This window comes from Xanthomonas citri pv. citri (assembly GCF_000961215.1).
GTDB classification, from domain to species: domain Bacteria; phylum Pseudomonadota; class Gammaproteobacteria; order Xanthomonadales; family Xanthomonadaceae; genus Xanthomonas; species Xanthomonas cissicola.
In genome coordinates this window covers 1570782-1594545 of the sequence record NZ_CP008998.1, presented here as the reverse complement: position 1 = coordinate 1594545, position 23764 = coordinate 1570782, and the positions used below count along the sequence as shown (strand labels likewise).

Genomic DNA, 23764 nt, shown 5'->3' with positions numbered 1-23764 from the left:
CCGGCCGCTTCAACCAATTCCCGATTCCCGACTCCCTATTCCCGACTAGTGCGATAATCGCGTGTCCCCCGCATTACGCCTGCCATGACCCGCACCGCACTCGTCACCACTGCCCTGCCGTATGCCAACGGCCCGCTGCATCTCGGCCACTTGGTCGGCTACATCCAGGCCGATATCTGGGTGCGCGCGCGCCGGTTGCGCGGCGACAAGACCTGGTTCGTCTGTGCCGACGACACCCATGGCACGCCGATCATGCTGGCTGCCGAGAAGGCCGGGGTGACCCCGGAAGCCTTCATCGCCAACGTCCAGGCCAGCCACGAGCGCGATTTCGCGGCGTTCGGCGTGACCTTCGACCACTACGATTCGACCAATTCGCCGGTCAATCGCGAGCTCACCGAAGCCTTCTACGCCAAGCTGGAGGCCGCCGGCCATATCAGCCGGCGCTCGGTGGCGCAGTTCTACGATACGGCCAAGGGCATGTTCCTGCCGGACCGCTACATCAAGGGCATCTGCCCCAACTGCGGCAGCCCCGACCAGTACGGCGACAACTGCGAAGTGTGCGGCGCCACCTATGCGCCGACCGAGCTGAAGGAACCGAAGTCGGTGATTTCAGGCGCCACCCCGGAACTGCGCGATTCGGAGCATTTCTTCTTCGAAGTGGGCCATTTCGACGGATTTTTGCGCGAGTGGCTTGCCGGCGATGTGGCGCTTCCCGGGGTCAAGGCCAAGCTCAAGGAATGGCTGGATGCCGAGGGCGGCCTGCGCGCCTGGGACATCTCGCGCGATGCGCCGTATTTCGGCTTCCAGATTCCCGGCCAGCCGGGCAAGTATTTCTACGTGTGGCTGGATGCGCCGATCGGGTACCTGTGCAGCTTCAAGACGCTGTGCGCGCAGATGGGCGAAAATTTCGAAGCGCATCTTGTCGCCGGCACCCAGACCGAGCTGCATCACTTCATCGGCAAGGACATCGTGAATTTCCACGGCCTGTTCTGGCCGGCCGTGCTGCACGGCACCGGCCACCGCGCGCCGACCCGCCTGCACGTCAACGGCTACCTCACCGTGGACGGGGCCAAGATGTCCAAGTCGCGCGGCACCTTCGTGATGGCGCGGACCTTCCTGGATGTCGGCCTGGAACCGGAAGCGCTGCGTTACTACTTCGCGGCCAAGTCCTCCGGCGGCGTGGACGACCTGGACCTCAACCTGGGCGATTTCATCGCACGCGTGAATGCGGACCTGGTCGGCAAGTTCGTCAACCTGGCCAGCCGTTGCGCCGGCTTCATCGGCAAGCGCTTCGATGGCAAACTGGCCGACGCCCTACCCGATGCCGCCCAGTACGACCGCTTCGTCGCCGCCCTGGCACCGATCCGCGAGGCCTACGAACGCAACGATGCCGCCAGCGCGATCCGCCAGACCATGGCGCTGGCCGACGAGGCCAATAAATACATCGACGACACCAAGCCGTGGGTGATCGCCAAGCAGGATGGCGCCGATGCGCAGCTGCAGTCGGTCTGCACGCAGGGCCTGAACCTGTTCCGCATCCTGGTGGCCGCGCTCAAGCCGATCCTGCCGCGCACCTGCGCCGAAGCCGAAGCCTTCCTGTCGGCGCCGATGACCAGTTGGGAAGACGTGATCGGCCCGCTGACGGCGCACACGATCCAGCCCTATACCGCCCTGTTTACCCGTATCGACCCCAAACTGATCGACGCCATGACCGACGCTTCCAAGGACACCCTCGCCGCACCTGCAACACCGGCTACCGCCTCCAAGCCTGCACCGGCCAAGGCGGACGCAAAGCCCGCTGCAGCGGCGAATCCCCAATCCCCCATCGCCACTCCCGGCTTCATCGGCATGGACGATTTCGCCAAGCTCGACCTGCGCATCGGCAAGGTGCTGGCGTGCGAATTCGTGGAAGGCTCGGACAAGTTGCTGCGCTTCGAACTGGACGCCGGCGAACTGGGCACGCGGCAGATCTTCTCCGGCATTCGCGCCAGCTATCGCGAACCGGAAACGCTGGTCGGCCGCAGCGTGGTGTTCATTGCCAACCTGGCCCCGCGCAAGATGCGCTTTGGCATCAGCGAAGGCATGATCTTGTCGGCTGGCTTCGACGGCGGCGCCCTGGCGCTGCTGGACGCCGACAGCGGCGCACAGCCGGGCATGCCGGTCAGGTGATGGGATTGGGAGTTGGGAATCGGGAATCGTAAAAGCGGAGTCTGCAAGGTCTGCTGATTGCGAGCTTGAGAATCGCCGCACCCGACATCCACACACCGATTTGAGCTTGAGAGGCTGACAAAACGTGTGGGAAACACGAAGTAATGAGGGATGCGCGAACAGCACGCTCTCAAGCCCCCTCTCCTGCGGGAGAGGGGTTGGGGTGAGGGTACGCGGCGAAGCTCTGGTGTCGTTGTCACTGCACGTGGCTCCGCTCGTACCCTCATCCGCCCCTGCGGGGCACTTTCTCCCCCATGAAGGAGGACAATGTCCCGGTGGGAGAAGGGACATCCGGCACAGCTTCAACCAACTCCAATCCACCATCCCCGCGCCATGCACCTCGCCCTGTTCGACTTCGATCACACCGTCACCACCTGCGACACCTATGCGCGCTTCCTGCGCAAGGTGGCCACGCCCGCGCAGCTGGCCGCGGCAAAGTGGCAGGTCGGCCCGTGGGTGCTGGGCTATCGGCTGGGCGTGGTGTCCGCTGCCGCGCTGCGCACGCGGGTGACGCGCATCGTGTTCAGTGGTCGCTCGCTGGACGAGATGGCCATGCATGGCGCCGATTACGCGCGCACTGCACTGCCGGGCGTGTTGCGCGCAGAAATGATGCAACGCATCGACTGGCATCAGGCGCGAGGGCATGAGGTAGTGCTTGTCTCCGGCTCGCTGGATCTGTACCTGCAGCCCTGGTGCACGCAGCATGGGCTGTCGCTGATCTGCAACCGGCTCGAACACACCGGTGGCGCGCTGAGCGGGCGCTACGCCGACGGCGATTGCGGGCCGCACAAGGTTGCGCGGATTCGCAGTCAATACGAGCTGCCTCGGTACGACTGCGTGCACGCCTATGGCGACAGCCGCGAAGACAAACCGATGCTCGCGCTTGCGCAACAACGCTGGTATCGCGGCAATCTGCTGCATTGAGATGACCGCGATGCCTGCCCCTGCACCCGATCTGGTCGAACGCCTCGACCGCCTGCTGCCGCAGACCCAATGCGGGCAATGCGGGTATGACGGCTGTCGTCCGTATGCGCAGGCGATGGCAGATGGCCTGGCGACGATCAATCACTGCCCGCCCGGCGGCGATGCCGGGGCACGCGCCTTGGCGCAGGTGCTGGGCGTGCCGCCACGTCCCTACGATCGCAGTCGCGGCGCACACAAACTGCCGCAGGTGGCCTGGATCGTGGAAGCCGATTGCATCGGCTGCACCAAGTGCATCCAGGCCTGCCCCGTGGATGCCATCGTCGGCGGCGCCAAGCACATGCACACGGTGATCGCGCCGTTGTGCACGGGTTGCGAACTGTGTCTGCCGGCCTGCCCGGTGGATTGCATCGAGTTGCATCCAACCGCCTGAGCGCGACGCTCGGCGCGATGCCGCGTCCAGCCGATGTCTGCGTGGTCATGGGTTGGCGTGCATTCCGGCATGGTCATCTGCTGCGCAAGGCAGATTCGAGCTGGCGCGACATGCAGGGGATGCCCCTATCGATCAATGGTCTGCCGCATCCAGGTCGGAAAGCCAGCACCAGGAGCATCGACACCGCCGCAAGCGGGTTGGCATTGGTCCGACTATCCGGGTTACAACCGCGCTTGGCTGCGCGCCGTGTCGGCATGCGCACGAAACATGCGCCCCGACATGCCGATGCGCCATGCTGCGGACCGTTGGCAGCCATCTCTCGCGAGCCACCGCAGCCCAAGCAGGCCAGGTGATCGCGCTGCGCGCATGCGCCCACCGTTGGAAACGTTGCACCCTGCGCGCTCGCCCTGGCATGTGGCACCGCTTGTTGTCACTCTCGTTCGCGCATTGCGGCAGGACCACTCGTGACGGCACACCGCCGTCAGCACGTCAGCACGTCAGCACGTCAGCGCCATCAACGCCACCACCAACCACTGCCAGGCCAGCCGCGCCAGGCGCCCACAACCACCTCGCCGTCAGGAACGTCCTGACGCAGCCGGCGCATCCGTGCTGCGGCCGCGCCCGTATTGGTAGGCACTCCCATCGAGGATCTGCCGATGCGTCCACTTGCCGCCACCCTCGCCGCGCTCATCGTCCGTAGCCGGCCGATTCCGCCGTTGTTGCTGCTGGTGCTGGGCAGCCTGCCGCTCGGCGCAGCCGCGGTGACGCGGGTGGACGGCGATGCGTTCGATGGCGAGAGCGGCGCGTTGCGGTATCGCGAGTCGCACTGGTTGCTCGACGATGGCGGGCGGCTGGTGCTGTACCGCTGCCCGGACGGGCGAGCGTTCGCGCGCAAGCAGGTCGATGGCGGCGGCAGCTCGCCTGATTTCAGCCTGATCGATGGACGCGACGGATATCGCGAAGGCGTGCGCCAACGCAATGGCGCACGCGAAATGTATCAGCTCGCCCCAGGCAAACCCGAACGCCGCACCACGCTGCCGCCTGGCGGCGGCGCGCGGGTGATCGATGCCGGGTTCGACGCCTATCTGCGCGACCAATGGGACGCCATTGCACGCGCGCCGCAAAAGGTGGACTTCGTCTTGCCCAGCCTGCAGCGGCAGTTGGGCTTCCGGGTCGAACGCCTGGGCGATGCCGCCGGCCAGCGGCGCTTCCGCATCAGTCTGGATGCCTGGTACGGCGCGGCGGTGCCATCGCTGGAGGTGCGTTATTCGCTCGCCGACAAGCGGCTGCTCGAGTTCCGCGGAGTCGGCAATCTGCGCGATGCGAACGGCCGCTATCCGCGCGTGCGCATCGTCTTTCCGGACACCCCCGCGCGCGCGGCCAGTGCCGAGGAAGTACGTCAGGCGCGCGAGCAGCCGCTGGCCACCTCGTGCAGCGCCTCGTGAACCACGCCCGCGCCATCTTCACGTCCGACCACGCGCGCTTGCGTACAACGGCCCGGGCACCCATTCCCCGTACAGGAGCACCGTCGTGGCAAAAGCCTATCTCTGGATCAATGCAGTGCTCTACTTCGTCCTGGCGGTGTGGTGCACGCTCTCTCCGACCAAGACCGCAACGGCAGTGGGCTATACCCAGCTCTCGCCGGCCGGGCAATCGGAGTATCTGGTCATCTACGGCGGGTTGCAGTTGGGCATGGCGTTCCTGTTCGGCTACTTCGCGTGGATCGACCAAGCCCGCACCGGCTTGGTGGTCGCCCTGGCGTTCTATGTCCCCATCGTGCTGTTCCGCAGCGTCTCGCTCTCGCGCTTGTGGCCGGTCTCCGCACCCACGGTTGCGCTTGCCGGCGTGGAGATCCTGTTGTTGCTTGCCGCGGTGCTGCTGTGGTTCCAGCGTAAGTGAAAGACACGCTCGGCCCAGTCCGGTAGCATCGCCCCCACCTCACCCAACGCCCGACCGCATGAGTGCCATTCCTGGCCACGACGACGATGAGACCGGACGCCTGCTGACCGCAACCGCGGGCGGCGACCGGCATGCTTTCGAAGCGCTGTATCGGCAGACCTCCGCCAAGCTGTTCGGCGTGTGCCTGCGGATGATCCCGCAACGTGCCGAAGCCGAAGAGGTGCTGCAGGACGTGTTCACGCTGATCTGGCACAAGGCCGGGCAGTTCGACCCGAGCCGCGCACGCGGGCTCACCTGGCTGGCGATGATCGCGCGCAACAAGGCGATCGATCACCTGCGCGCCAACGCACCGCAGCGCCGCAATGTGGCGCTGGACGATGCCGGCGAACTACGTGCCAGCGATGCCTCGCCGCTGGATCGCACCGAGCGCGCGAGCACGCGCCGACGCATCGATCACTGCCTGGCCGAACTGGAACCGCCACGCAGCGAGTTGATTCGCACGGCGTTCTTCGAAGGCATCACCTACGAGGAACTCGCCGCGCGCACCGATACGCCGATCGGCACGGTCAAGAGCTGGATCCGTCGGGGTCTGGCCAAACTCAAGGCATGTCTGGAACGATGAGTACGCCCTTTCCCATCGACCAGGAACCGCCGCGCGACGTGCTTGCCGGCGAATACGTGCTTGGCCTGCTGAGCGCAGAAGAACGCCTGGCGGCCGAACAACGCATCGCCACCGACGGCCAGTTCGCCCAGGCAGTGCTGCAGTGGCAGGAACTGCTGGCGCCGCTGCTGGAAGAAATCGTGGCGCAGACGCCGCCGGACCAGGTGTGGGTACGCGTGCGTCAGGCGCTGGGCTTCGATACGCCCTTGCGCGCGGTGCCGTCTGCAGCGCCGGTCAGCACGACCGCGCCTGCAGCGCCGTTGTGGAACAGCGTGCGGTTCTGGCGCTGGGCCAGCGTCGGTGGCCTGGCCACGGCAGCGGTCTGCGTGCTCGCCCTGCTCAACCTGCGTACGCCGCCGGCGCCGGTGCAGCCGCCGCACACTGGCGAAGTGGTGCAGACCCCGGTCACCCCGCCTGCGACCAATCCACCTGCCGCGACCGGGATCGCCATGACCTCGACCCTGGCCACCGAAGACGGTCGCCCGGGTTATGTGGCCTTGATGGACGCCGACAAGCACACCATCACGGTGACGCCGCTGGACCGCACCGCCACCGCCGACAAGGTGCCGGAGTTGTGGCTGATCACCCCCGATGGCAAGGCGCATTCGATGGGCACCTTCGACGATCAACGTGCACGCCGTGCGCAGATTCCCGATCAGTTGATGCCCATGTTGAGCAACGAGGCCATTCTGGCCGTCACGCTGGAGCCGCCAGGCGGCGCACCCGGTGGCGTTGCCACCGGCACCGTGGTGGCCAAGGGCGGCATCAGCACGCTGGCGATGGCTCCCTGATCCAGCGCGCCTGACCTCGCCTGCGGCCACTTCGCAGGCGGGGCTCTCCAAGACAGCCTCATCCGCGCCGGTATTCTGTGACGCGGGCAATGTGTGCGCAGCTGCGCGATTCGTTCGCGACGCCAAGCGAACCCCACCCATGCGTGCGACGATCGAGCGGCCTGGTGCATCTGTTTGCCGGCAGCGTCCGTACTGGGTCACGACTACTCTATGGAGAATCACGCGTGCCGAGCACTGGCCTGGACCCTCACGCCGCAGCGCCGCAGCCCGCCACCGCACCACCGCGTGGCGGGCTGGCCGCACGCGTCGGCAGCCTGCGGCGCTGGGTGGATTCGCAAACCGACGAGCCCCTGGACGAAGCGCGTGCCGATCGCATCGACTGGCTACGTGCGGTGCCTTTCATCGCCTTGCACCTGGCCTGCCTGGCGGTGTTCTGGGTCGGTGCGTCCTGGTTTGCGGTGGGCATGGCGGTGGCGTTGTACGCGCTGCGCATGTTCGCGCTCACCGGTTTTTACCACCGCTACTTCTCGCACCGCGCGTTCAAGACGTCGCGGGTGCTGCAATTCGTGTTCGCCGCCATCGGGGCCACCTGCGTGCAGCGCGGGCCGTTGTGGTGGGCGGCGCATCATCGCAACCACCATCGACATACCGACACCGGCCGCGATCCGCATTCGCCGGCGCAGCACGGCTTCTGGTGGAGCCATACCGGCTGGTTCCTGACCCCGCGTAATTTCCGCACCGACTGGGAAGTGATTCCCGACCTGCGCCGCTTTGCCGAACTGCGCTTTCTGGACCGCTTCGACATCGTGATGCCGGTGCTGCTGGCGCTGGGCCTGTACCTGCTCGGCGACTGGCTGGCAGTGGCTGCGCCCGCGCTGAAAACCAGCGGCGCGCAGTTGTTGGTGTGGGGCTTTGTGATCTCCACCGTGGCGTTGTTCCATGCCACCTTCACCATCAACTCGCTGGCGCATCGTTTCGGCAGCCGGCGGTTCGACACCCGCGACGACAGCCGCAACAACTGGCTGCTGGCCTTGCTCACCTTCGGCGAAGGCTGGCACAACAATCACCATTTCTTCCCAGGCTCGGCGCGCCAGGGATTGCGATGGTGGGAATACGACATGACCTGGTACGGACTCACCGCGATGTCGTGGGTGGGGCTGGTGTGGGACCTCAAGCCGATGCCGAAGCTGCTCACCCAGCGCGCCGAACGGGTGAAGCGATGAGCGAGGGCAGAATTGCCGTGGTCGGCAGCGGAGTCGCCGGCCTCGGTGCAGCGTGGCTGTTGTCGCGGCGCTACGAGGTGACCTTGTTCGAGGCCGCCGATTATCTGGGCGGGCATACGCACACGCACGACATCGACCTGGAAGGTCAGCGCTATGCGGTGGACAGCGGCTTCATTGTGTTCAATCCGCAGCATTACCCGCTGCTCACGCGCATGTTCGCCGAGCTGGACGTGGCCGCGCAGCCGACCACGATGAGCTTTTCGGTCCACGATGCACGCAGCGGGCTCGAATACAACGCCGGCAGCCTGAGCGGATTGTTCTGCCAGCGCCGCAATCTGCTCAGCCCGCGCTTCTGGGGCATGCTGGCCGACCTGCGCCGCTTCTATCGCCAGGCACCGGCGGTGCTGCACAGCGACGAGCGTTTCAGCACGCTGGGCGCGTATCTGCAGCGGCACGACTATTCGGATGCGTTCCGCGACCAGCACCTGGTGCCGATGGCGTCCGCGCTGTGGTCCTCGCCTTCGCAGACCATTCTCGAATTTCCCATGGGCCAGCTGATCGGCTTCATGGCCAATCACCATATGCTGCAACTGAGCGGGCGCCCGCAGTGGCAGGTGGTGCGTGGCGGGTCCAACAGCTACGTGCGTGCGCTGCGGCGACGCTGGCAGGTGATCGAGCGCCTGTCCACGCCGGTACAGGCAATCCGCCGCACGCCCAATGGCGTGGTGCTGAAGGCTTCGCGTTGCGAGGAACATTTCGACCACGTGGTGCTGGCCTGCCATGCCGACGATGCGCTGGGTTTGCTCAGCGACGCCACGCCGGCCGAACGACACATCCTCGGTGGCATCACCTACCAGGACAACGACACCGTGCTGCACACCGATGCCAGCGTGCTACCGCGCGACCGTCGCGCCTGGGCAGCATGGAACGCGCACGTGCCGGCCGACCCGGACGCCGCCTGCACGGTGAGCTACTGGATGAACGCACTGCAGTCGATCGCGTCACCGCAGCCGTTCATCGTCAGCCTCAATCGCAATCACGAGATCGACCCCGGCAAGGTGCTGCGGCGCATGCGCTACCGCCATCCGGTACAGAACGCGGCGGCAGTGGCGGCGCAAGCGCGCAAGGCCGAGATCCAGGGCGTGCAGCACACCTGGTTTGCCGGCGCCGCGTGGGGCTTCGGTTTCCACGAAGACGGCCTGCGCAGCGGCGTGGACGTCGCGCATGGCCTGGGAGTGCACTGGTGATGCAGCTGCTGCGCGACGCCCACCACGACGCGGTGCCGTTGCCCCCTACCGAGGGCAGCGGCGCCGGTCGCGTGGCGAGGCCATTGCGCAGCGCGATCTACACCGGCTGGGTGCGGCACCGGCGCTTCATGCCCAAGGCGCTGCATTTCCGCTATCGCCTGTTCCTGATGTATCTGGATCTGTCCGAGCTGGATCAGGTGTTCGCACGACGCTGGTTGTGGTCGGTGGGGCGCGCCAATCTGGCGCAGTTCCGGCGCAGCGACTATCTGGGCGATGCGAGCATTCCGCTGGACCAGGCGGTGCGCGACTGCGTGCACACGCACACCGGCGAGCGCCCCGAGGGCGCGATCCGGCTGCTGACGCATCTGCGCTATTTCGGTCACGTGTTCAACCCGGTCAGCTTCTACTATTGCTTCGATCGCCACGACAGCCTGCGCTGGATCGTGGCAGAAATCACCAACACGCCCTGGCAGCAACGCCATACCTACGTGCTGCCGGTGGCGCAGGCGCGCACGCATCGCGATGTGCATGCGTGGCGCTTCGACAAGCGCTTCCACGTTTCGCCGTTCATGGGCATGCAGCAGCGCTACGACTGGCGCTTCAGCGTGCCGGATGCGCAGTTGCGTGTGCATATGGATGTGCTGGACGCCGTTGGCGACGATGCCGGCGGTGCCATCGACAACAGCAGTACGCGCCGCTTCGACGCCACCTTGGTGCTGCAACGTCAACCGCTCACCGCGCGCAACCTGGCGTGCACATTGCTGGCTTATCCGTTGATGACGGTGTGGGTGGTGATCGCCATCCACTGGCAGGCCTTGCGCCTGTGGCTGCGCGGCAACCCGGTCCACGACCACCCTCACCCGCCTGTGCGAGAACCCCGATGAACGCCACGTCCCTGCCCGATCACGCTGCGCCGCGCGCGGCCTCCTGGACGGACCGTCTGCTGCGCAAGCGCCTGCTGGCCACGCTTGGGCAACTGCGCGATGGACAGCTGCAGCTGCATGAAGCCGGTACTGTCGCCACGCTTGGCACGGCCACTGGCGCGCAGGCCTTGCAGATGCAGTTGCGCGTGATCGACCCCGGTTTTTATCGGCAGGCGGCGCTCAACGGCAGCGTCGGTGCGGGCGAGTCGTATATGGATGGGCAGTGGCAGTGCGACGACCTGGTGGCGTTGATGCGGCTGCTGCTGCGCAACCGCGAGCGGCTGGACGCGATGGAGACCGGCACCGCGCGCCTGGGCGGCTTGGCCATGCGCAGCCTGCATGCGTTTGCGCGCAATACCCGCAGCGGCAGCCGGCGCAATATCGCCGCGCATTACGACCTGGGCAACCCGCTGTTCAAACTGTTTCTGGATGAAAACCTGATGTACTCGTCGGCCATCTTTGTCGACGGCGAAGAGGCGCAGGGCCAAGCGGCACTGGAGCGCGCGGCGACCCGCAAGCTCGAACGCATCTGCCAGAAACTGCGCCTGGCGCCGCACCATCATGTGGTGGAGATCGGCACCGGCTGGGGCGGCTTTGCACTGCACGCCGCACGCGAACACGGCTGCCGCGTCACCACCACCACCATTTCCCGCGAGCAGTTCGAGCTGGCCAACCAACGCATCGCCGCGGCAGGTCTGAGCGATCGGGTGACGGTGCTGTTGCGCGACTACCGCGACCTGGAAGGCCGCTTCGACCGCGTGGTCTCGATCGAGATGATCGAAGCCATCGGCCACCAGTATCTGGATACGTACTTCGCCAAGGTCGGCAGCCTGCTGGCTGACGATGGCGAAGCGCTGATCCAGGCCATCACCATCGAAGACCACCGCTACAAACAGGCGCTGCATTCGGTGGACTTCATCAAACGGCATATCTTCCCTGGCAGCTTCATCCCGTCGGTCGCGGCGATGACCGGCGCAGTCGCGCGCGCCAGCGATCTGCGCCTGTTCAACCTGGAAGACATCGGCCCGAGCTATGCGTTGACCTTGCGTGCGTGGCGGCAGCGTTTCATGGCGCAGTTGCCGCAGGTGCGTGCGCTGGGTTACGACGAGCGCTTCATCCGCATGTGGGAGTTTTACCTGGCCTATTGCGAGGCCGGTTTTCTGGAACGCTCGATCGGCGATGTGCATTTGTGGCTAAACAAGCCCGGTGCACGCCCGCCGCAATTCGTGCCGGGCCTCACCGCCGACGCATGAAGCAGCTCGGCAACTACCTCGGCCTGCAGGTGCTGTGGCTGATGGCGGTCAGCTCCGCTGCGCATGCGCGCATCTGGCCAACGCTGCTGGCGCTGGCCGTCTTTGCGCTGTATCAGCTGTGGCCAGCGCGGCGCGCACCCGGCGACGTGCAGTTGATGGTGGCAGCCTTGTCGCTGGGATTGCTGCTGGACACCACGCTGGCAGCGGGCAATTGGGTGCGCTACGCCGCGCCGTGGCCGGGCAGCCTGCTGGCGCCGCCGTGGATCCTGGCGTTGTGGCTGGGCTTTGCGCTCACCCTCAACCATTCGCTGGCCACGGCAATGCAGCGGCCGTGGCTGGCTGTGGTGCTGGGCGCCATCTTCGGGCCATTTTCGTACTGGCTGGCGCAACGCAGCTGGCACGCGGTGGAATTTCAGCCGCCCTACCTGCATGCCGTGCTCGCCGTGGGCATCGGCTGGGGCGTGGCCTGCGGCGTGTTGTCGCTGTATGCACGCCGGCTGGCGCGACCATTGCCCGATGACCCCACTGGAGAACTGCAATGACTGCCTGGTCACTGCTGCATGTGGGCGTGTTCGCAAGCGTGGTGATGGTGGTCGGCTGGCTGTGGCAACGCCGCAGCGGCAACGCCGGCCCGGTGGATGTGTTGTGGGCGGGCTGCCTGGCGCTGGCGGCGCCGTATTGCGCATGGATGGCCGATGGCGCACTGCTACCGCGCGCGCTGGTGGCGGTGCTTGGGGGCGTGTGGGGGGCGCGTCTGGCGCTGCACCTGGGCGTGCGCGTATTCGGCGACCCGCACGAAGATGGCCGGTACCGCGCGTTGCGCGAGCACTGGAATGGCAGCCAGGGCAAATTTCTCGGTTTTTTCCTGGCGCAGGCCGTGGTGGTGGTGCTGTTCGCGGTGCCGTTCCTGGCCGCTGCGAGCAATCCACACGCGGAATGGAGCGCATGGACAGGCATCGCGATCGTCGTGTGGTTGATCGCGGTCGGTGGCGAGGCATTGGCGGACCGGCAGTTGTCGGCGCACAAGGCCAACCCGGCCAATCGCGGCAAGACCTGCCGCACTGGTCTATGGCGTTATTCGCGCCACCCCAATTACTTTTTCGAGTTCGTGCACTGGTTCGCGTATCTGGCGCTGGCCGTCGGTGCCGGCCCGTGGCCGGTGGCGCTGTGCGCGCTCGGGCCGGTGGTGATGTTCGTGTTTCTGTATCGCTTCACCGGCATTCCTTATACCGAGCAGCAGGCGCTGCGCTCGCGTGGCGAGGACTATGCGCAGTACCAGCGCAGCACCAGCGCGTTCTTTCCACTTCCCCCTTCGTCCTGAGTTGCCTGGAGAGTTGCATGTCTACCGTTACCGTCCCGCCCTCCGCGCAGCCTGAAGAAGCCTTCGCCACGCGGCTCGCCGAATCCGGTGTGCTGCCCGATGCCGTCTTGCGCCACGGCATCCGTCGCCTGTGCGCGCAGCGCCTGCGCGATGAGCGCGGCAACGATGCCGATGTCAACGGCGAGCGGCAGCGCGCCTTCATCGACAGCCTGCGGGCCAGCGCGATCGCGATCGAAACCGATGCGGCCAATCGCCAGCATTACGAATTGCCGCCGCAGTTCTTCACCCTGTGCCTGGGCCGCCGGCTCAAGTACAGCAGCTGCTATTGGGACGCCACCACGCCCAATCTGGATGCCGCCGAAGAACGCATGCTGGCGCTGTACGGCGAGCGCGCCGAACTGGCCGATGGTCAACGCATCCTGGAACTGGGCTGCGGCTGGGGCTCGTTGACCCTGTGGATGGCCGAGCGCTATCCGAACGCCAGCATCACGGCGGTCTCCAACTCGCGCCCGCAGCGCGCGCACATTCTGGAGCAGTGTCGCGTGCGCGGGCTGAGCAACGTGCAGGTGATCACTGCCGACGTCAACGCGCTGACCCTGCCATCGGGCGACTTCGACCGCGTGGTCTCGGTGGAGATGTTCGAGCACATGCGCAACTACCGCGACCTGCTCGCACGCGTCGGCAGCTGGCTGGCACCGGGCGGCAAGCTGTTCGTGCACATTTTTTGCCACCGTGATCTGGCCTACCCGTTCGAAGTGGCCGGCGAAGACAACTGGATGGGCCGGCATTTCTTTACCGGCGGGCTGATGCCGGCTGCCGATACCCTGCTGCATTTCCAGCAGGACGTGGTGATCGAACAACGCTGGCTGCTGTCGGGCGAGCATTACGAGAAGACCGCCAACGCCTGGCTGGAAAACCAGGACCGCCACCGCGACCAGATCATGCCGCTGTTGAAGCAGACCTACGGCGACGACGCGCAGCGTTGGTGGCAGCGCTGGCGGATGTTCTGGCTGGCCTGCGCGGAATTGTTCGGCTACGACCAGGGCCGCGAATGGGGCGTGGCGCACTACCGTTTCGTCAAACGTTGACTGCACCGCCGGCAGTTGTTGCGACCATGACTGCCGGCCACCCTTGCACCACGCGTACGTGCGCGCACCGCGACAACCGCGCAGCAGTCACTTGGTTGCGCTGAAGCGGTGCGTGCCATCGCGCGCACCGCATCCAGTGCCGCACCCGGTGGTGCGATCAGCCCGCCGCAGCGGTCACCACGATTTCCACCTTCCACTCCGGCCGCGCCAACCTGGCTTCAACGGTGGCGCGGGCAGGCGTGAAGCCGTGCGGCACCCACTGGTCCCAGGCCGCGTTCATGCCATCGAAATCGGCGATGTCGGCGAGGAAGATTTCCGCACGCAGGATCTTGGTCTTGTCGCTGGCCGCCAGCGCCAGCAGCTTGTCGATCTCGCCCAGCACCTGGCGGGTCTGCCCGGTGATGTCCTGGCTGGTGTCCTCGGCAATCTGGCCGGCCAGGTAACACACGCCGGCATGGACGGTCATTTCGGACATACGCGGACCCGCATCGAATCGCTGCAGCATTTCAGGCTTCCTACGGTTGATTGACCCCTGCATTGTCCCGCGAATGCGGCAGGCGTGCAGCCCCGTCGCGCTCGCAGCGCGCCAACACGGTGCCCGCGCGCACCATCCAGACCACGATCAGCACGATGGCGATCTTCTGGCTGATGCCCAAGGGTGCGCTGGTCACGGTGACATGGAACAGCAACACAGCAAACGCTGCCCAGCCCAGCAGGAAGGCCGAAGGAAAGTGCGCACGCCACCGCACATCGCGCCGGAAGTACCACGACTGCAGCAGCACCGCCGCAATCACGCACAGAAACGTCGTATCCGCCGACAGCACATGCACCATCGCGGCCGCCTCCGGCGCCAGCTCGGGCATCCAGCTGTCGCCGATCGAGACCATGCACAGGCCCACTGCCGCCATCCAGAACAAACCCAGCACGGTGCGGCTACGCGCAGCCGGCGCCAACGCCGCATACAGACCCCGCGCCAGCCACGCCATGCTGGCGGCCAGCAGGCAGTAGGCGGTGCGCAGCAACAAACCATACGGGCCGTGCAGATAGGCGCTCAGTTGCGCATCCACCCACCATAGATCGCGGCGCAACCATTGCAGCACCAGCACCAGCCCGATGAAGACCATGCCCGCGATGGCGGCGACGCGGCCGGCGTGGCCGCTCCAGCGCGGCGGCAGGGCCCGCGCGCGGGGCGCGAACGTTGGGGAATCGGGTGGATTGCGCATCAGCAGCCTGTCTGCCTTCCAACTGTCATGGCGGTCCTGTCGTGTTCGTTCGGCACGCGTGTGCGGCTTTGCCCTATGATGCGCGCGGCCGGCCCGCACAGACACTGTGTCGGTACGATCGAACCCTCGCGTTCACTGGATGTCGGCACCTTCGCAACCACGCTGCATGCACCTTCAACCCGACCGGCCCATGCATTGCAAACGCGCCCGCGGCACACCTCGTGCATGCACCCTCCTTCCCTTTCAGCAGATCCCGTTGCCCTCATGACGGATACCCCCGCGTCTTCCGAAACGTCCGCCAGCGGTTGGCGTCGCGCCCTGCCGGTCGTCATCAGCCTGGCGATCCTGGCGATGGCCCTGCATGCGCTGTCGTCGCAGTTCACCGACCACGGTTACCGCCAGATCCGGCATGCGTTCCGTGCGCTGGGCGCGGGGCAGATCGCACTGACGCTGCTGCTCGGCTTGAGCAGCTACGCGTGCCTGGTGGGCTTCGACTGGGTGGGGCTCAAGCGCACCGGCAAGCAGTTGCACCCGGCACGGGTGGGCATCACCGCCTTCATGGCGCATGCGGTCGGGCAGACATTGGGCTTTGCCGCACTCACCGGCGGCGCCGTGCGACTGCGCGGCTACGGCAGCGTGGGCCTGACCCTGGCCGAGATCGGCCAGGTGGTGCTGATGAGCACCCTGGGCTTCATCTTCGGGGCCTGGGTGCTGCTGGGTCTGGCATTGCTGCTGGAACCGGAAGCGGCCGCGCGCGCGTTGCCGATTACTGCGCAGGCCATCCGCATCGCCGGCATCGTCCTGCTGGTCGGCTACGGCGCCATGCTGGTGCTGGTCGGCAAACAGGGCCGCGAGTTCGGCATCCGTACCCACCGGTTCTGGTTACCGGACCGCACCACGGTGCTGGGCGTCACCGCACTGAGCGTGGTGGAGCTGGGCCTGGCCGCGGCCGCGTTCTACGTACTGCTGCCACCGGAGCCCGGTACCGGCTACTTCGGCTTCATCGGCATCTGGCTGGTGGCCGTGGTGGCCGGACTGATCTCCACCGTGCCGGCCGGCCTGGGCGTGTTCGAGTGGAGCCTGCTCAAACTGCTGCCGCACGTGCCCCCCGCCGCGGTCCTGGCGGCGGCGCTGGCCTACCGCGTCACGTATTACATCGTGCCACTGCTGATCTCGGTGGCCATGGCGGCCGCCTCCGGGCTGCGCGCGCCGGTACGCGTCGGCGCCAGCACTGCGCGTACCGTGTGGAAGGCCCTGCGGCCGTGGCTGCCGCAGATTCTGGCGCTGGCGGTGTTTGCGGTGGGTGCCGCGCTGGTGATCGACGGCACCCTGCCGACACCGCGCGCGCGCCAGGAAGTGGCGCCGCTGCCGCTGATCGAAACCTCGCATCTGCTGGTCAGCCTGGGCGGCATGATGCTGCTGCTGATCGGCCAGGGCCTGCAACGCCGCAGCCATGCGGCCTGGGTGCTGGCGCTGGGCGTGTGCTTGCTGCTGCCGCCGTTGGCGCTGCTGCGCGGCAGCCATATCTCGGTGTCGTTGTCGGCAGCGCTGGCAGCGGTTGCGCTGTGGGCGGCGCGGCGCGAGTTCTATCGCCAGGGCGCGCTGCTGGACGAGGCCTGGTCGTGGCGCTGGCTGAGCAACCTGGGCCTGGTGCTGGTGGCCACGTTCTGGCTGCTGTTCTTCGTCTACAGCCATGTCGAATACAGCAACGATCTGTGGTGGCAGTTCGCCACCTCGGCCAATGCGCCGCGTGCGTTGCGCGCCGCGCTGATCCTGTGCGTGGGCGTCATCGTGTTCGGCATGGCGCGCCTGCTGCGGGGTGGGCGCAGGCCGATGCCGGCGGCCGATGCACAGACGCTGCAGACGCTGGCACCGATCCTGGCCACCAGCACCGATACCCAGGCCTGCCTGGCGCTGACCGGCGACAAGGCGTTTCTGCTGGATGAGCAGCGCCGTGGCTTTGTGATGATGCAGCGCTATGGCGGCTCGCTGATTTCCATGGGCGACCCGGTCGGCCCGCCAGAGGTGGCGTGCGCGCTGATCTGGCGCTTCCGCGAAGAGGCCGACCACATGGGCCTGCGCCCGGTGTTCTACCAGGTCGGCGAACGGTACTGGCAGACCTATCTCGACATGGGGCTGACCCTGGTCAAGCTGGGCGAAGAGGCGATCGTGCCGCTGGAAGGTTTTACCCTGGAAGGCCGCGACCGCGCCGACCTGCGCCAGGCCTGGAATCGCGGCAAGCGCGGCGGCCTGAGCTTCCGCATGCTGCAGCCCGAACAGGTGGAGGAGGTATTGCCGCGTCTGGCCGAGGTGTCGGAACAGTGGCTGGAAGAAAAATCCGGCGAAGAGAAAGGCTTCTCGCTGGGCAGCTTCGATGCGGATTACCTGCGTCGCTTCCCGGTGGCGGTGGCCGAGGCCGAAGGACAGATCGTGGCATTCGCCAACGTGTGGTGGGCACCGGCCGGCGGCGAACTCTCGGTGGACCTGATGCGGCACAGCGCGCAGGCACCGAAGGGCACCATGGATTTCCTGTTCATCGAGTTGTTCCTATGGGGCCAGGCCAACGGCTACACGCGGTTCTCGCTGGGCATGGCGCCGTTGTCGGGCCTGGCCGAGCATCGCCTGGCCGGGCGCTGGAACCGCTTCGCCAGCCTGGTCGCGCGGCACGGCGAGCGTTTTTATGGATTCAGCGGTCTGCGCCGCTTCAAGTCGAAGTTCGCCCCGACCTGGCGCCCACGCTACCTGGTCGCCCCCGGCGGCATGCATTTGCCGGCCGCCTTGCTGGATGTCACCCGGTTGATTTCGGCCGATCCCGGGCGGCAGGAATAAGGCCGCGCGCGACGCTGGCGCCAGGCATGCCGGTCTGGCGGCACTGCCTAGCCGCTCACCAGCGCGGATATCGAAATCCCAGGCGCATTCCAGTTCCTGAAATGCCGGTTTGCCAAGAAGCTGCCGCACATCATGGAAGCGCGGTGTGCCATTCGGGGCGGGACTGTATGGCGGCATGAATGCCGCCATCGAGCTTCCAGGGATGGAGTTACAGCCTGCCCCGAAACCGGAGGCGGCACCGCGCAACCGACCAAGACCAAGGTCGGCGCCATCAGATCAAACGATGTCCGGCCTTACGGCTTCGACAGCGCGTGCAACTGGTCCATGATCGTCTTGGCCAGGGTCGCGTAATCGCCCTTGAAGTGGTGATCGCCCGGCAGTGCGACCCGCCTGGCCACGTTTGCGGGCAGGCTTGGGCACAGCGCATCGTCGTCGTCCTGGCCGTAGATGCACACCGTCGTGCCGGCCGGCAGACGCTGAACTTCCGGTGCGATCGGCAGGCCCTCGTCATCCGAGCCCAGCCAGTTGCTGACGTGGAATTCGTAGTCGGCCAGCTTGCCGACCGACAACAGCGCCGTCATGCGCAGGTTCTGCTTGGTCGCCGCCGGCAGTTTGTTGATGGCGGCCGGCAGCACGTCGGCACCCTGCGAAAACCCGATCAATACCACGCGCTGACGATCCCAGCGCTGCGCATAGATGCGGGCGATGCGATCCAGGTCGTCGGCAAAACCTTGCGGCGTGCGCTCGGTCCAGAAGTAACGCAGCGAATCCAGGCCAACGACCGGAATGCCTTGCGCGGCGAGTGCGTCGGCCACTTCTTCGTCCAGCCCGGCCCAACCGCCATCGCCAGAAACGAAGATCACGAACGTGTCGTCGTCGCTGTCGCCGTCCGGCTTGGCCGGCAGCTCCACCACCGGCAGATCCGCCAGACCGCCGGGCGGCGGCGGCAACGCCACGCCCTTCTGCTCGCCCAGCGAACGGACCGCGGCACGCAGGCCGGGCAGGATGTCGCCTTGCGCTGAGCGCCGGAAGGTGCGCGCCTGCGGCACCTGCTTGAGGAAGCCCTCCTCGGCGGCCGCCGGACAGCGTTTGTCCTGGCTGGCCGCAAGCACCCAGGGAATCTGCAATGGCACCGGCAACAGCGTGTTGGTCCCCGGGCGCACACCCGGCTGGCAGATCGCCTGGTTGGACACGGTGGCTGGGCAGAGCCCGTCGGTCAGCACGCCGGCCAATACATGCGGCTTGGCTTGGGCCGCGATCGCGTAGGCCAACGCGGCGCCCTCGCCATCGCCCACCAGCAGCGGCAGACGGTAGGTAGGGATGTGATAGAAGGCCTGCACGTAGCGCGAAAAATTTTCCACATCGCCGACCGAGAACGTGCAGGTGCCGCCGGCTTTGCGCAGCACGGCGTACAGGTGCGCGGTGTCCACCACCGCCACCATCGCACCGTCGGCGCGCAGGCTTTCTGCCTGGGCCTGGCGCGTGGCGGCATTGCCCGCACCGGCCAGCCAGATCACCACCCGTTGCGGCTCACCCTTGGGCATCAGCACCGGCACCTGCTCGAAACGGCCGTGGCTGACCGGTTCCGGCGCCTGCGCGGCAGCCATGCCCGACAGCGTCAACATCGCCGCGCCGCAGAGCGCGCTCCACATTTCAAGTCGTCGCATGTCGCACCATCGGGAAAAGTGGTTCAAAGATAGTCGTTCCGGACTGCAGCGCGAAGCGCAGGACCGTGCTCATTGCGCGTCGGGGCGGCTGACCGCCGGCTGGCGCGCTTCCCACGCTGCCAGGGCCTGGCGGTAACGCGTCAGCTCCTCGGCATACAGATCGTGCACGCACAGCGGGCAGCCGCTCTCACAACATTCGTTGGGCGCAGGCGGCTGCGGGGCGATCGGGCGTGGGTCTGGGCTGGAAGCAGCGCTGTCGTGCATGCGGCCATTGTAGCGTGCGCATCGGACTCAGCCGGGCATGCAGCCCGGACCGGACGGTCACGCTCAGCGCCCCAGCCGCCGGCGCAGATTGGCGCGCGCGGCACTGTCGTGGTGGATATGGAAGTAATCGCTCAGGAAGATGCGCGGTTGCTTGAGCACACCCGCCAGGAACCGACGGCGATTGAGCCGGTACAGCACACTGGGTACGTGCCCACGATACTCCTCGGCGATGGCCTGATCGTAGGCATCGAACACAGCTGCAGGCGCGGCCAGGATCGCCATGTCGCAGTCCAGGAACAGCGCGGCGTCTTCATCCACGTCCTGCGGCTGCAATTGCCCATGCCGGGCCGTGAGCAGGATCAGCGCGTGCACCCGCTCGACATCCACCTGCGCCTGCGGCCACCAGCGCGGGATGGATTCGGCCGCCATCAGTGCCGATTGCGCTTCATTGTCGCTGCGCCCGGGCTGATACACCGCATCGTGGAATAGCACCGCCAGCCAGACCTCTACCGGCTGCTGCCAGCCCGGCCCGGCTGCGACCTCGGCGTAGTGCTGCAACACCGCGCGGACGTGGCCGAAGTGGTGATAAGCGCGCGGCGGCGTGGCATAGGCCTGTTCGAGTGCGGCCAGGTGGTCGGCGTGCAATGGCAATGGCGTGGCGATGTCCATGTCCGCAGGCTACCGCGTACGCGCGGCCATGCACATCAGCGCAGCGACCAGCGGCCTTCGATCTGGTAACGCGACTGGCCGAGAAAGCTGCGCACCAGCGCGAAGTCGCGCACGGTCCAGGCAAGCGCATCGCAGCGCCGCTGCGGCACTGCCTGATTGCAGTACAGCAGCGTCATGTGCGGCGTGTATTGCGCGTCGCCGGCAATGCCGACATGCGCCAGCTGCCTTCCCAATGCGCCCTGCAGCTCGTAAAGCCCGCGCACCTGCTCTTCGCCACGCAGCACGCAGGGAAGTTGCGAGCGCCTGCCACCGAAGGTGCCGACGCGATCGAACTCCACTGCGAACGCGTCCATCTGCACGCGCGTCGCGGCCTGGCTGGCGCGGCTCACCAACGAGGGCGGCAGACCACCGGCGTAATCGCCCAGATGATGCAGGGTCACATGCAGCCGTTCGCGCGCTAGCGGCTTGCCTTCGGCGTGCCCGCCTCGCAACAGGCCGTCGGCAATCCGCGCGGCATGTTCGGCAGTGGGCGCATCGGCCATCACCGCGAAAAACAGACGTTCGGTCGTTTTCTCTTCCCCAAGCCCGAGCGACAACTGCGCCTCGGCCGATGACAGGTACAGGAACTGTTGCTTCATGGGTGGATGCCACGACCGCGCAACGCGGGCCTGCCTGAAGAAGGGCGGCGGATACTAGCAGACGCCACGCGTGCCGAATATGCCGGCATGCATGACGCGGATGTGGAACCTTTTTATACTGCGTGGAACTGCGATCGCGGTGTCAGGTCTGCACTCGCGCCGCGCCGCGACACAAAAAGAAACGGGCAGCGTGCGCTACCCGTTTCCGCCTTTATCGTCCTACTCCCGAGCTGCATCGGATCGGTGACGATGCACGTCGGTTCAACGCGCAGCTTACGCGGCGCTCTTCATCGCATGCTTGCGGTTACGCATGACGTCATGGCAAGCGCGTACTTCCGGCAGCAGGCGCAACGCGGCGTCGCGTGCGGCAGCAGGGGTGTCCTGGTCGGCGATGGTCTCGTCGAAAGCCTTCAACAGGCGGTCTTCGGACTCTTCCAGCTCGGCCACATAGCCGTACTTGGTGTCGCCCAGGGTCGCGCGGACCTTGCCGTAGAACTGCTGCATGCTGCCCACCAGGGTGCCGTGCTGTTCCGGCGTGCCGCCAACGGCGGTGACCACACTGCTCAGGCTGCTGACGATGTCGGTCTTGACGCCGGCAATGCGACGGAACAGCGTCGCGAGCTCGGCATCGCCCACTTTGGCCGCGGCTTCTTCGTAGAAGTCCTTGCCGTCGCGCGAGATGGCGATGAGGTCGTTGAGGCTATGCTCGGTTTTGCTCTGAATGCTCATGTAGGGCTCCTGGTTGGGATGGACCGACGCTGCGCTGTGCGATCACTGCGCATGCTTCGGGAAGCGAGTCAATCGATGGGTTGATTGCAGTACCGTCGCGTTGTGTACGGCCTCATCCTCGCGTCGCTCGCATAATCGATATGTGAGCGATGTGGGCATCATCCTCACGCCATCGTGCAGGCGATGAATTGCAATTCATCCATGCCAACAGCAGGTCAAGATCACTTCGGCTGGCGACTGGCCCACATGTTATCGACCAGGTTCGGATACGGCCGCCCCGCCTCTTCAGCACGCTGCTTGGCGGCTGCCTTTTGCGCATCGGTCAACGGCGTCGACTTCGCCTTGCCCCTGGGATTGGGGCGCTTCCACGGCGGTGGAGTGAACTCGTTCATGGCACTGTTCGGTCCGCTTGATTGAGTGCGAAGTCTCGCCGACGCCCTGTGAGATGGCTGTAGCGATGCCACGTGGTCTGCTGCGGATCGCTGCACAGCGGCGCAAGTGCTGCCACCCGATCGAAACGGCGCCGCGGACGCTCGACGCATCGCGGCACCGGCAACTCAGCAACTCCTCAATACCGTACGTTGCTGATGACGTTCCTGCCACACCGCCGCTGCATAGACCAGCAACCCGCCGAGCGCGGTGGCCGCGCCGACGTAACCGGTAGAGGTCCAACCCCAGCCTGCCGTGATCGCCATGCCACCCAGCCATGGACCCAATGCATTGGCCGTATTGAACGCTGCGTGGTTGGAGGCTGCGGCCAGGGTCTGCGCTTCTGCCGCCACGTCCATCAAGCGTGTCTGCAAGGCTGGCGCCAGCGCCCCCATGGTGCCGACCGCCACGATGGAGACGAACACCCACACGGCCGATTGCGCTGCCAGCGGAAACGTCAACATCACCACCACCGACCACACCAGCAACACCGGCACCGCGCGGAACTGCATGCGATCGAACAACCAACCGCCCAGGATGCTTCCCAGCACCCCGCCCACGCCGAATGCCACCATCGCTAACGGAATGCGCGCTGCGATGACGCCGGTCACTGCCGTCAACGTCGGCGCAAGGTAACTGAAGACGCAGAACATGCCGGAAAAACCCACCGCCCCGATCGCCAATGCCAGCCACACCTGCGGCTGATTGAACGCGCGCAATTCGCGCAGCGGCTGCTGACGCGGCTCCTCCGGCTGCGGCGGCAACAGGACCGCCACAGCGGCGACCGTGCCCAGCGCAATCACCGACACCGATGCATAGGCCCAGCGCCAGCTCACGATTTGCCCCAGCCAGGTCGCCAGCGGGTTGCCCACCAGCAGCGCAACGCTCAAACCCAACAACACGCGCCCCACTGCAGTGGCACGTTGATTGGGTGGGCTGATCGATGCGGCCACCAGCGACGCAACGCCGAAGTAGGCGCCATGCGGCAGCCCGGCGATGAAGCGACACAGCAGCATGGCGTGGTAGCCCGGCGCCAATGCGCTGGCCACGTTGCCCAGCGCATAGAACACCATCAACAGCAGCAACAAGGTGCGCCGCGGCCAGCGCGCGCCCAGGATCGCCAGCAAGGGCGCACCCACCACCACACCCAATGCATACGCGCTGATGACGTGACCGACCTGCGGCTCGGTAATCTGCAAGCCCTGCGCAATCTGCGTCATCAGGCCCATGGTGGAAAATTCGCTGATGCCGATCGCAAAGCCGCCCATCGCCAGCGCAAGCAGGATCAGCACGTAATCGCGCCGGGACACGCGTGGCGAAGAAAGATCGGTATCGGTCATGCCCGACT

At 66.3% G+C, this 23764-nt stretch carries 24 protein-coding genes; 15 read left to right on the top strand and 9 right to left on the bottom strand.

Going from position 1 to position 23764, the window contains the following annotated elements; translation table 11 throughout:
* Nucleotides 1-84 precede the first annotated feature (84 nt).
* From metG to AMD14_RS07500, 14 genes are all read left to right on the top strand, one after another.
* Nucleotides 85-2169 carry a methionine--tRNA ligase gene (metG, locus tag AMD14_RS07570; RefSeq protein WP_011050884.1) on the top strand — a complete coding sequence of 695 codons (2085 nt, stop codon included), beginning with the start codon at nucleotides 85-87 and terminating at the stop codon, nucleotides 2167-2169.
* A 372-nt stretch (nucleotides 2170-2541) separates the two neighbouring features.
* On the top strand, nucleotides 2542-3132 hold the full coding sequence (locus AMD14_RS07565; RefSeq protein ID WP_015462990.1) for an HAD family hydrolase: 591 nt from the start codon (nucleotides 2542-2544) through the stop codon (nucleotides 3130-3132).
* 1 nt (nucleotide 3133) lies between these two features.
* Nucleotides 3134-3562 (top strand): Rnf electron transport complex subunit RnfB, encoded by a 429-nt coding sequence (gene rnfB, locus AMD14_RS07560; protein ID WP_049811777.1) that lies wholly within the window; start codon nucleotides 3134-3136, stop codon nucleotides 3560-3562.
* Nucleotides 3563-4218: 656 nt separating this feature from the next.
* A complete protein-coding gene (locus AMD14_RS07550; RefSeq protein WP_005924884.1) occupies nucleotides 4219-5007 on the top strand; it encodes a hypothetical protein in 789 nt (262 codons plus the stop codon).
* 85 nt (nucleotides 5008-5092) lie between these two features.
* Nucleotides 5093-5461, top strand: coding sequence for a hypothetical protein (locus AMD14_RS07545; protein WP_003485437.1), 369 nt, complete (start codon nucleotides 5093-5095; stop codon nucleotides 5459-5461).
* A gap of 58 nt (nucleotides 5462-5519) precedes the next feature.
* The gene (locus AMD14_RS07540; RefSeq protein ID WP_003485439.1) at nucleotides 5520-6083 is read left to right on the top strand and encodes a sigma-70 family RNA polymerase sigma factor; all 564 of its coding nucleotides are present in this window, start codon (nucleotides 5520-5522) and stop codon (nucleotides 6081-6083) included.
* Nucleotides 6080-6913, top strand: coding sequence for an anti-sigma factor (locus tag AMD14_RS07535; protein ID WP_015472360.1), 834 nt, complete (start codon nucleotides 6080-6082; stop codon nucleotides 6911-6913). Before AMD14_RS07540 ends, AMD14_RS07535 begins: the two co-directional genes overlap by 4 nt.
* Nucleotides 6914-7137: 224 nt before the next feature.
* A complete protein-coding gene (locus tag AMD14_RS07530) occupies nucleotides 7138-8136 on the top strand; it encodes an acyl-CoA desaturase (protein WP_005911662.1) in 999 nt (332 codons plus the stop codon).
* On the top strand, nucleotides 8133-9383 hold the full coding sequence (locus tag AMD14_RS07525; protein WP_011050877.1) for an NAD(P)/FAD-dependent oxidoreductase: 1251 nt from the start codon (nucleotides 8133-8135) through the stop codon (nucleotides 9381-9383). The genes AMD14_RS07530 and AMD14_RS07525 overlap by 4 nt, the downstream gene beginning before the upstream one ends.
* Nucleotides 9383-10267, top strand: a complete 885-nt coding sequence (locus AMD14_RS07520) for a DUF1365 domain-containing protein (protein ID WP_003485446.1) — start codon at nucleotides 9383-9385, stop codon at nucleotides 10265-10267. The genes AMD14_RS07525 and AMD14_RS07520 overlap by 1 nt, the downstream gene beginning before the upstream one ends.
* A complete protein-coding gene (locus tag AMD14_RS07515) occupies nucleotides 10264-11559 on the top strand; it encodes an SAM-dependent methyltransferase (protein WP_011050875.1) in 1296 nt (431 codons plus the stop codon). Before AMD14_RS07520 ends, AMD14_RS07515 begins: the two co-directional genes overlap by 4 nt.
* Nucleotides 11556-12101 (top strand): DUF2878 domain-containing protein, encoded by a 546-nt coding sequence (locus AMD14_RS07510; RefSeq protein ID WP_011050874.1) that lies wholly within the window; start codon nucleotides 11556-11558, stop codon nucleotides 12099-12101. Before AMD14_RS07515 ends, AMD14_RS07510 begins: the two co-directional genes overlap by 4 nt.
* Nucleotides 12098-12880, top strand: coding sequence for a DUF1295 domain-containing protein (locus AMD14_RS07505; RefSeq protein WP_011050873.1), 783 nt, complete (start codon nucleotides 12098-12100; stop codon nucleotides 12878-12880). The genes AMD14_RS07510 and AMD14_RS07505 overlap by 4 nt, the downstream gene beginning before the upstream one ends.
* A 17-nt stretch (nucleotides 12881-12897) precedes the next feature.
* Complete coding sequence (locus AMD14_RS07500; RefSeq protein WP_003485455.1) at nucleotides 12898-13968, top strand: SAM-dependent methyltransferase; 1071 nt, start codon at nucleotides 12898-12900, stop codon at nucleotides 13966-13968.
* Nucleotides 13969-14125: 157 nt separating this feature from the next.
* Here AMD14_RS07500 and AMD14_RS07495 read toward each other — a convergent pair whose 3' ends face one another.
* Both AMD14_RS07495 and AMD14_RS07490 read right to left on the bottom strand, forming a co-directional pair.
* A complete protein-coding gene (locus AMD14_RS07495; RefSeq protein WP_003485457.1) occupies nucleotides 14126-14473 on the bottom strand; it encodes a RidA family protein in 348 nt (115 codons plus the stop codon).
* A 10-nt stretch (nucleotides 14474-14483) separates the two neighbouring features.
* A complete protein-coding gene (locus AMD14_RS07490) occupies nucleotides 14484-15191 on the bottom strand; it encodes a DUF998 domain-containing protein (RefSeq protein WP_003485459.1) in 708 nt (235 codons plus the stop codon).
* 264 nt (nucleotides 15192-15455) lie between these two features.
* Between AMD14_RS07490 and mprF the strand changes: the two genes are divergently transcribed.
* Nucleotides 15456-18020 (top strand): bifunctional lysylphosphatidylglycerol flippase/synthetase MprF, encoded by a 2565-nt coding sequence (mprF, locus tag AMD14_RS07485; RefSeq protein WP_005924858.1) that lies wholly within the window; start codon nucleotides 15456-15458, stop codon nucleotides 18018-18020.
* 293 nt (nucleotides 18021-18313) lie between these two features.
* Here the strand turns inward: mprF and AMD14_RS07480 are convergent, their stop codons facing one another.
* From AMD14_RS07480 to AMD14_RS07450, 7 genes are all read right to left on the bottom strand, one after another.
* Nucleotides 18314-19687 carry a virulence factor gene (locus tag AMD14_RS07480; RefSeq protein ID WP_005911646.1) on the bottom strand — a complete coding sequence of 458 codons (1374 nt, stop codon included), beginning with the start codon at nucleotides 19685-19687 and terminating at the stop codon, nucleotides 18314-18316.
* 69 nt (nucleotides 19688-19756) lie between these two features.
* The gene (locus AMD14_RS07475; RefSeq protein WP_003485464.1) at nucleotides 19757-19951 is read right to left on the bottom strand and encodes an oxidoreductase-like domain-containing protein; all 195 of its coding nucleotides are present in this window, start codon (nucleotides 19949-19951) and stop codon (nucleotides 19757-19759) included.
* 63 nt (nucleotides 19952-20014) lie between these two features.
* Nucleotides 20015-20620, bottom strand: a complete 606-nt coding sequence (locus AMD14_RS07470) for an HD domain-containing protein (protein ID WP_011050871.1) — start codon at nucleotides 20618-20620, stop codon at nucleotides 20015-20017.
* Nucleotides 20621-20655: 35 nt separating this feature from the next.
* Nucleotides 20656-21258 (bottom strand): 2'-5' RNA ligase family protein, encoded by a 603-nt coding sequence (locus tag AMD14_RS07465; RefSeq protein ID WP_003485467.1) that lies wholly within the window; start codon nucleotides 21256-21258, stop codon nucleotides 20656-20658.
* A 273-nt stretch (nucleotides 21259-21531) separates the two neighbouring features.
* Nucleotides 21532-21987: a PA2169 family four-helix-bundle protein gene (locus AMD14_RS07460; protein ID WP_003485469.1), complete on the bottom strand. Its 456-nt coding sequence runs from the start codon at nucleotides 21985-21987 to the stop codon at nucleotides 21532-21534.
* Between the two features lie 221 nt (nucleotides 21988-22208).
* Entirely contained in the window at nucleotides 22209-22379 is a 171-nt protein-coding gene (locus AMD14_RS25000; RefSeq protein WP_015462988.1) for a hypothetical protein, read from the bottom strand.
* Between the two features lie 165 nt (nucleotides 22380-22544).
* Nucleotides 22545-23756 carry an MFS transporter gene (locus AMD14_RS07450; RefSeq protein WP_015462987.1) on the bottom strand — a complete coding sequence of 404 codons (1212 nt, stop codon included), beginning with the start codon at nucleotides 23754-23756 and terminating at the stop codon, nucleotides 22545-22547.
* Nucleotides 23757-23764: the final 8 nt, after the last annotated feature.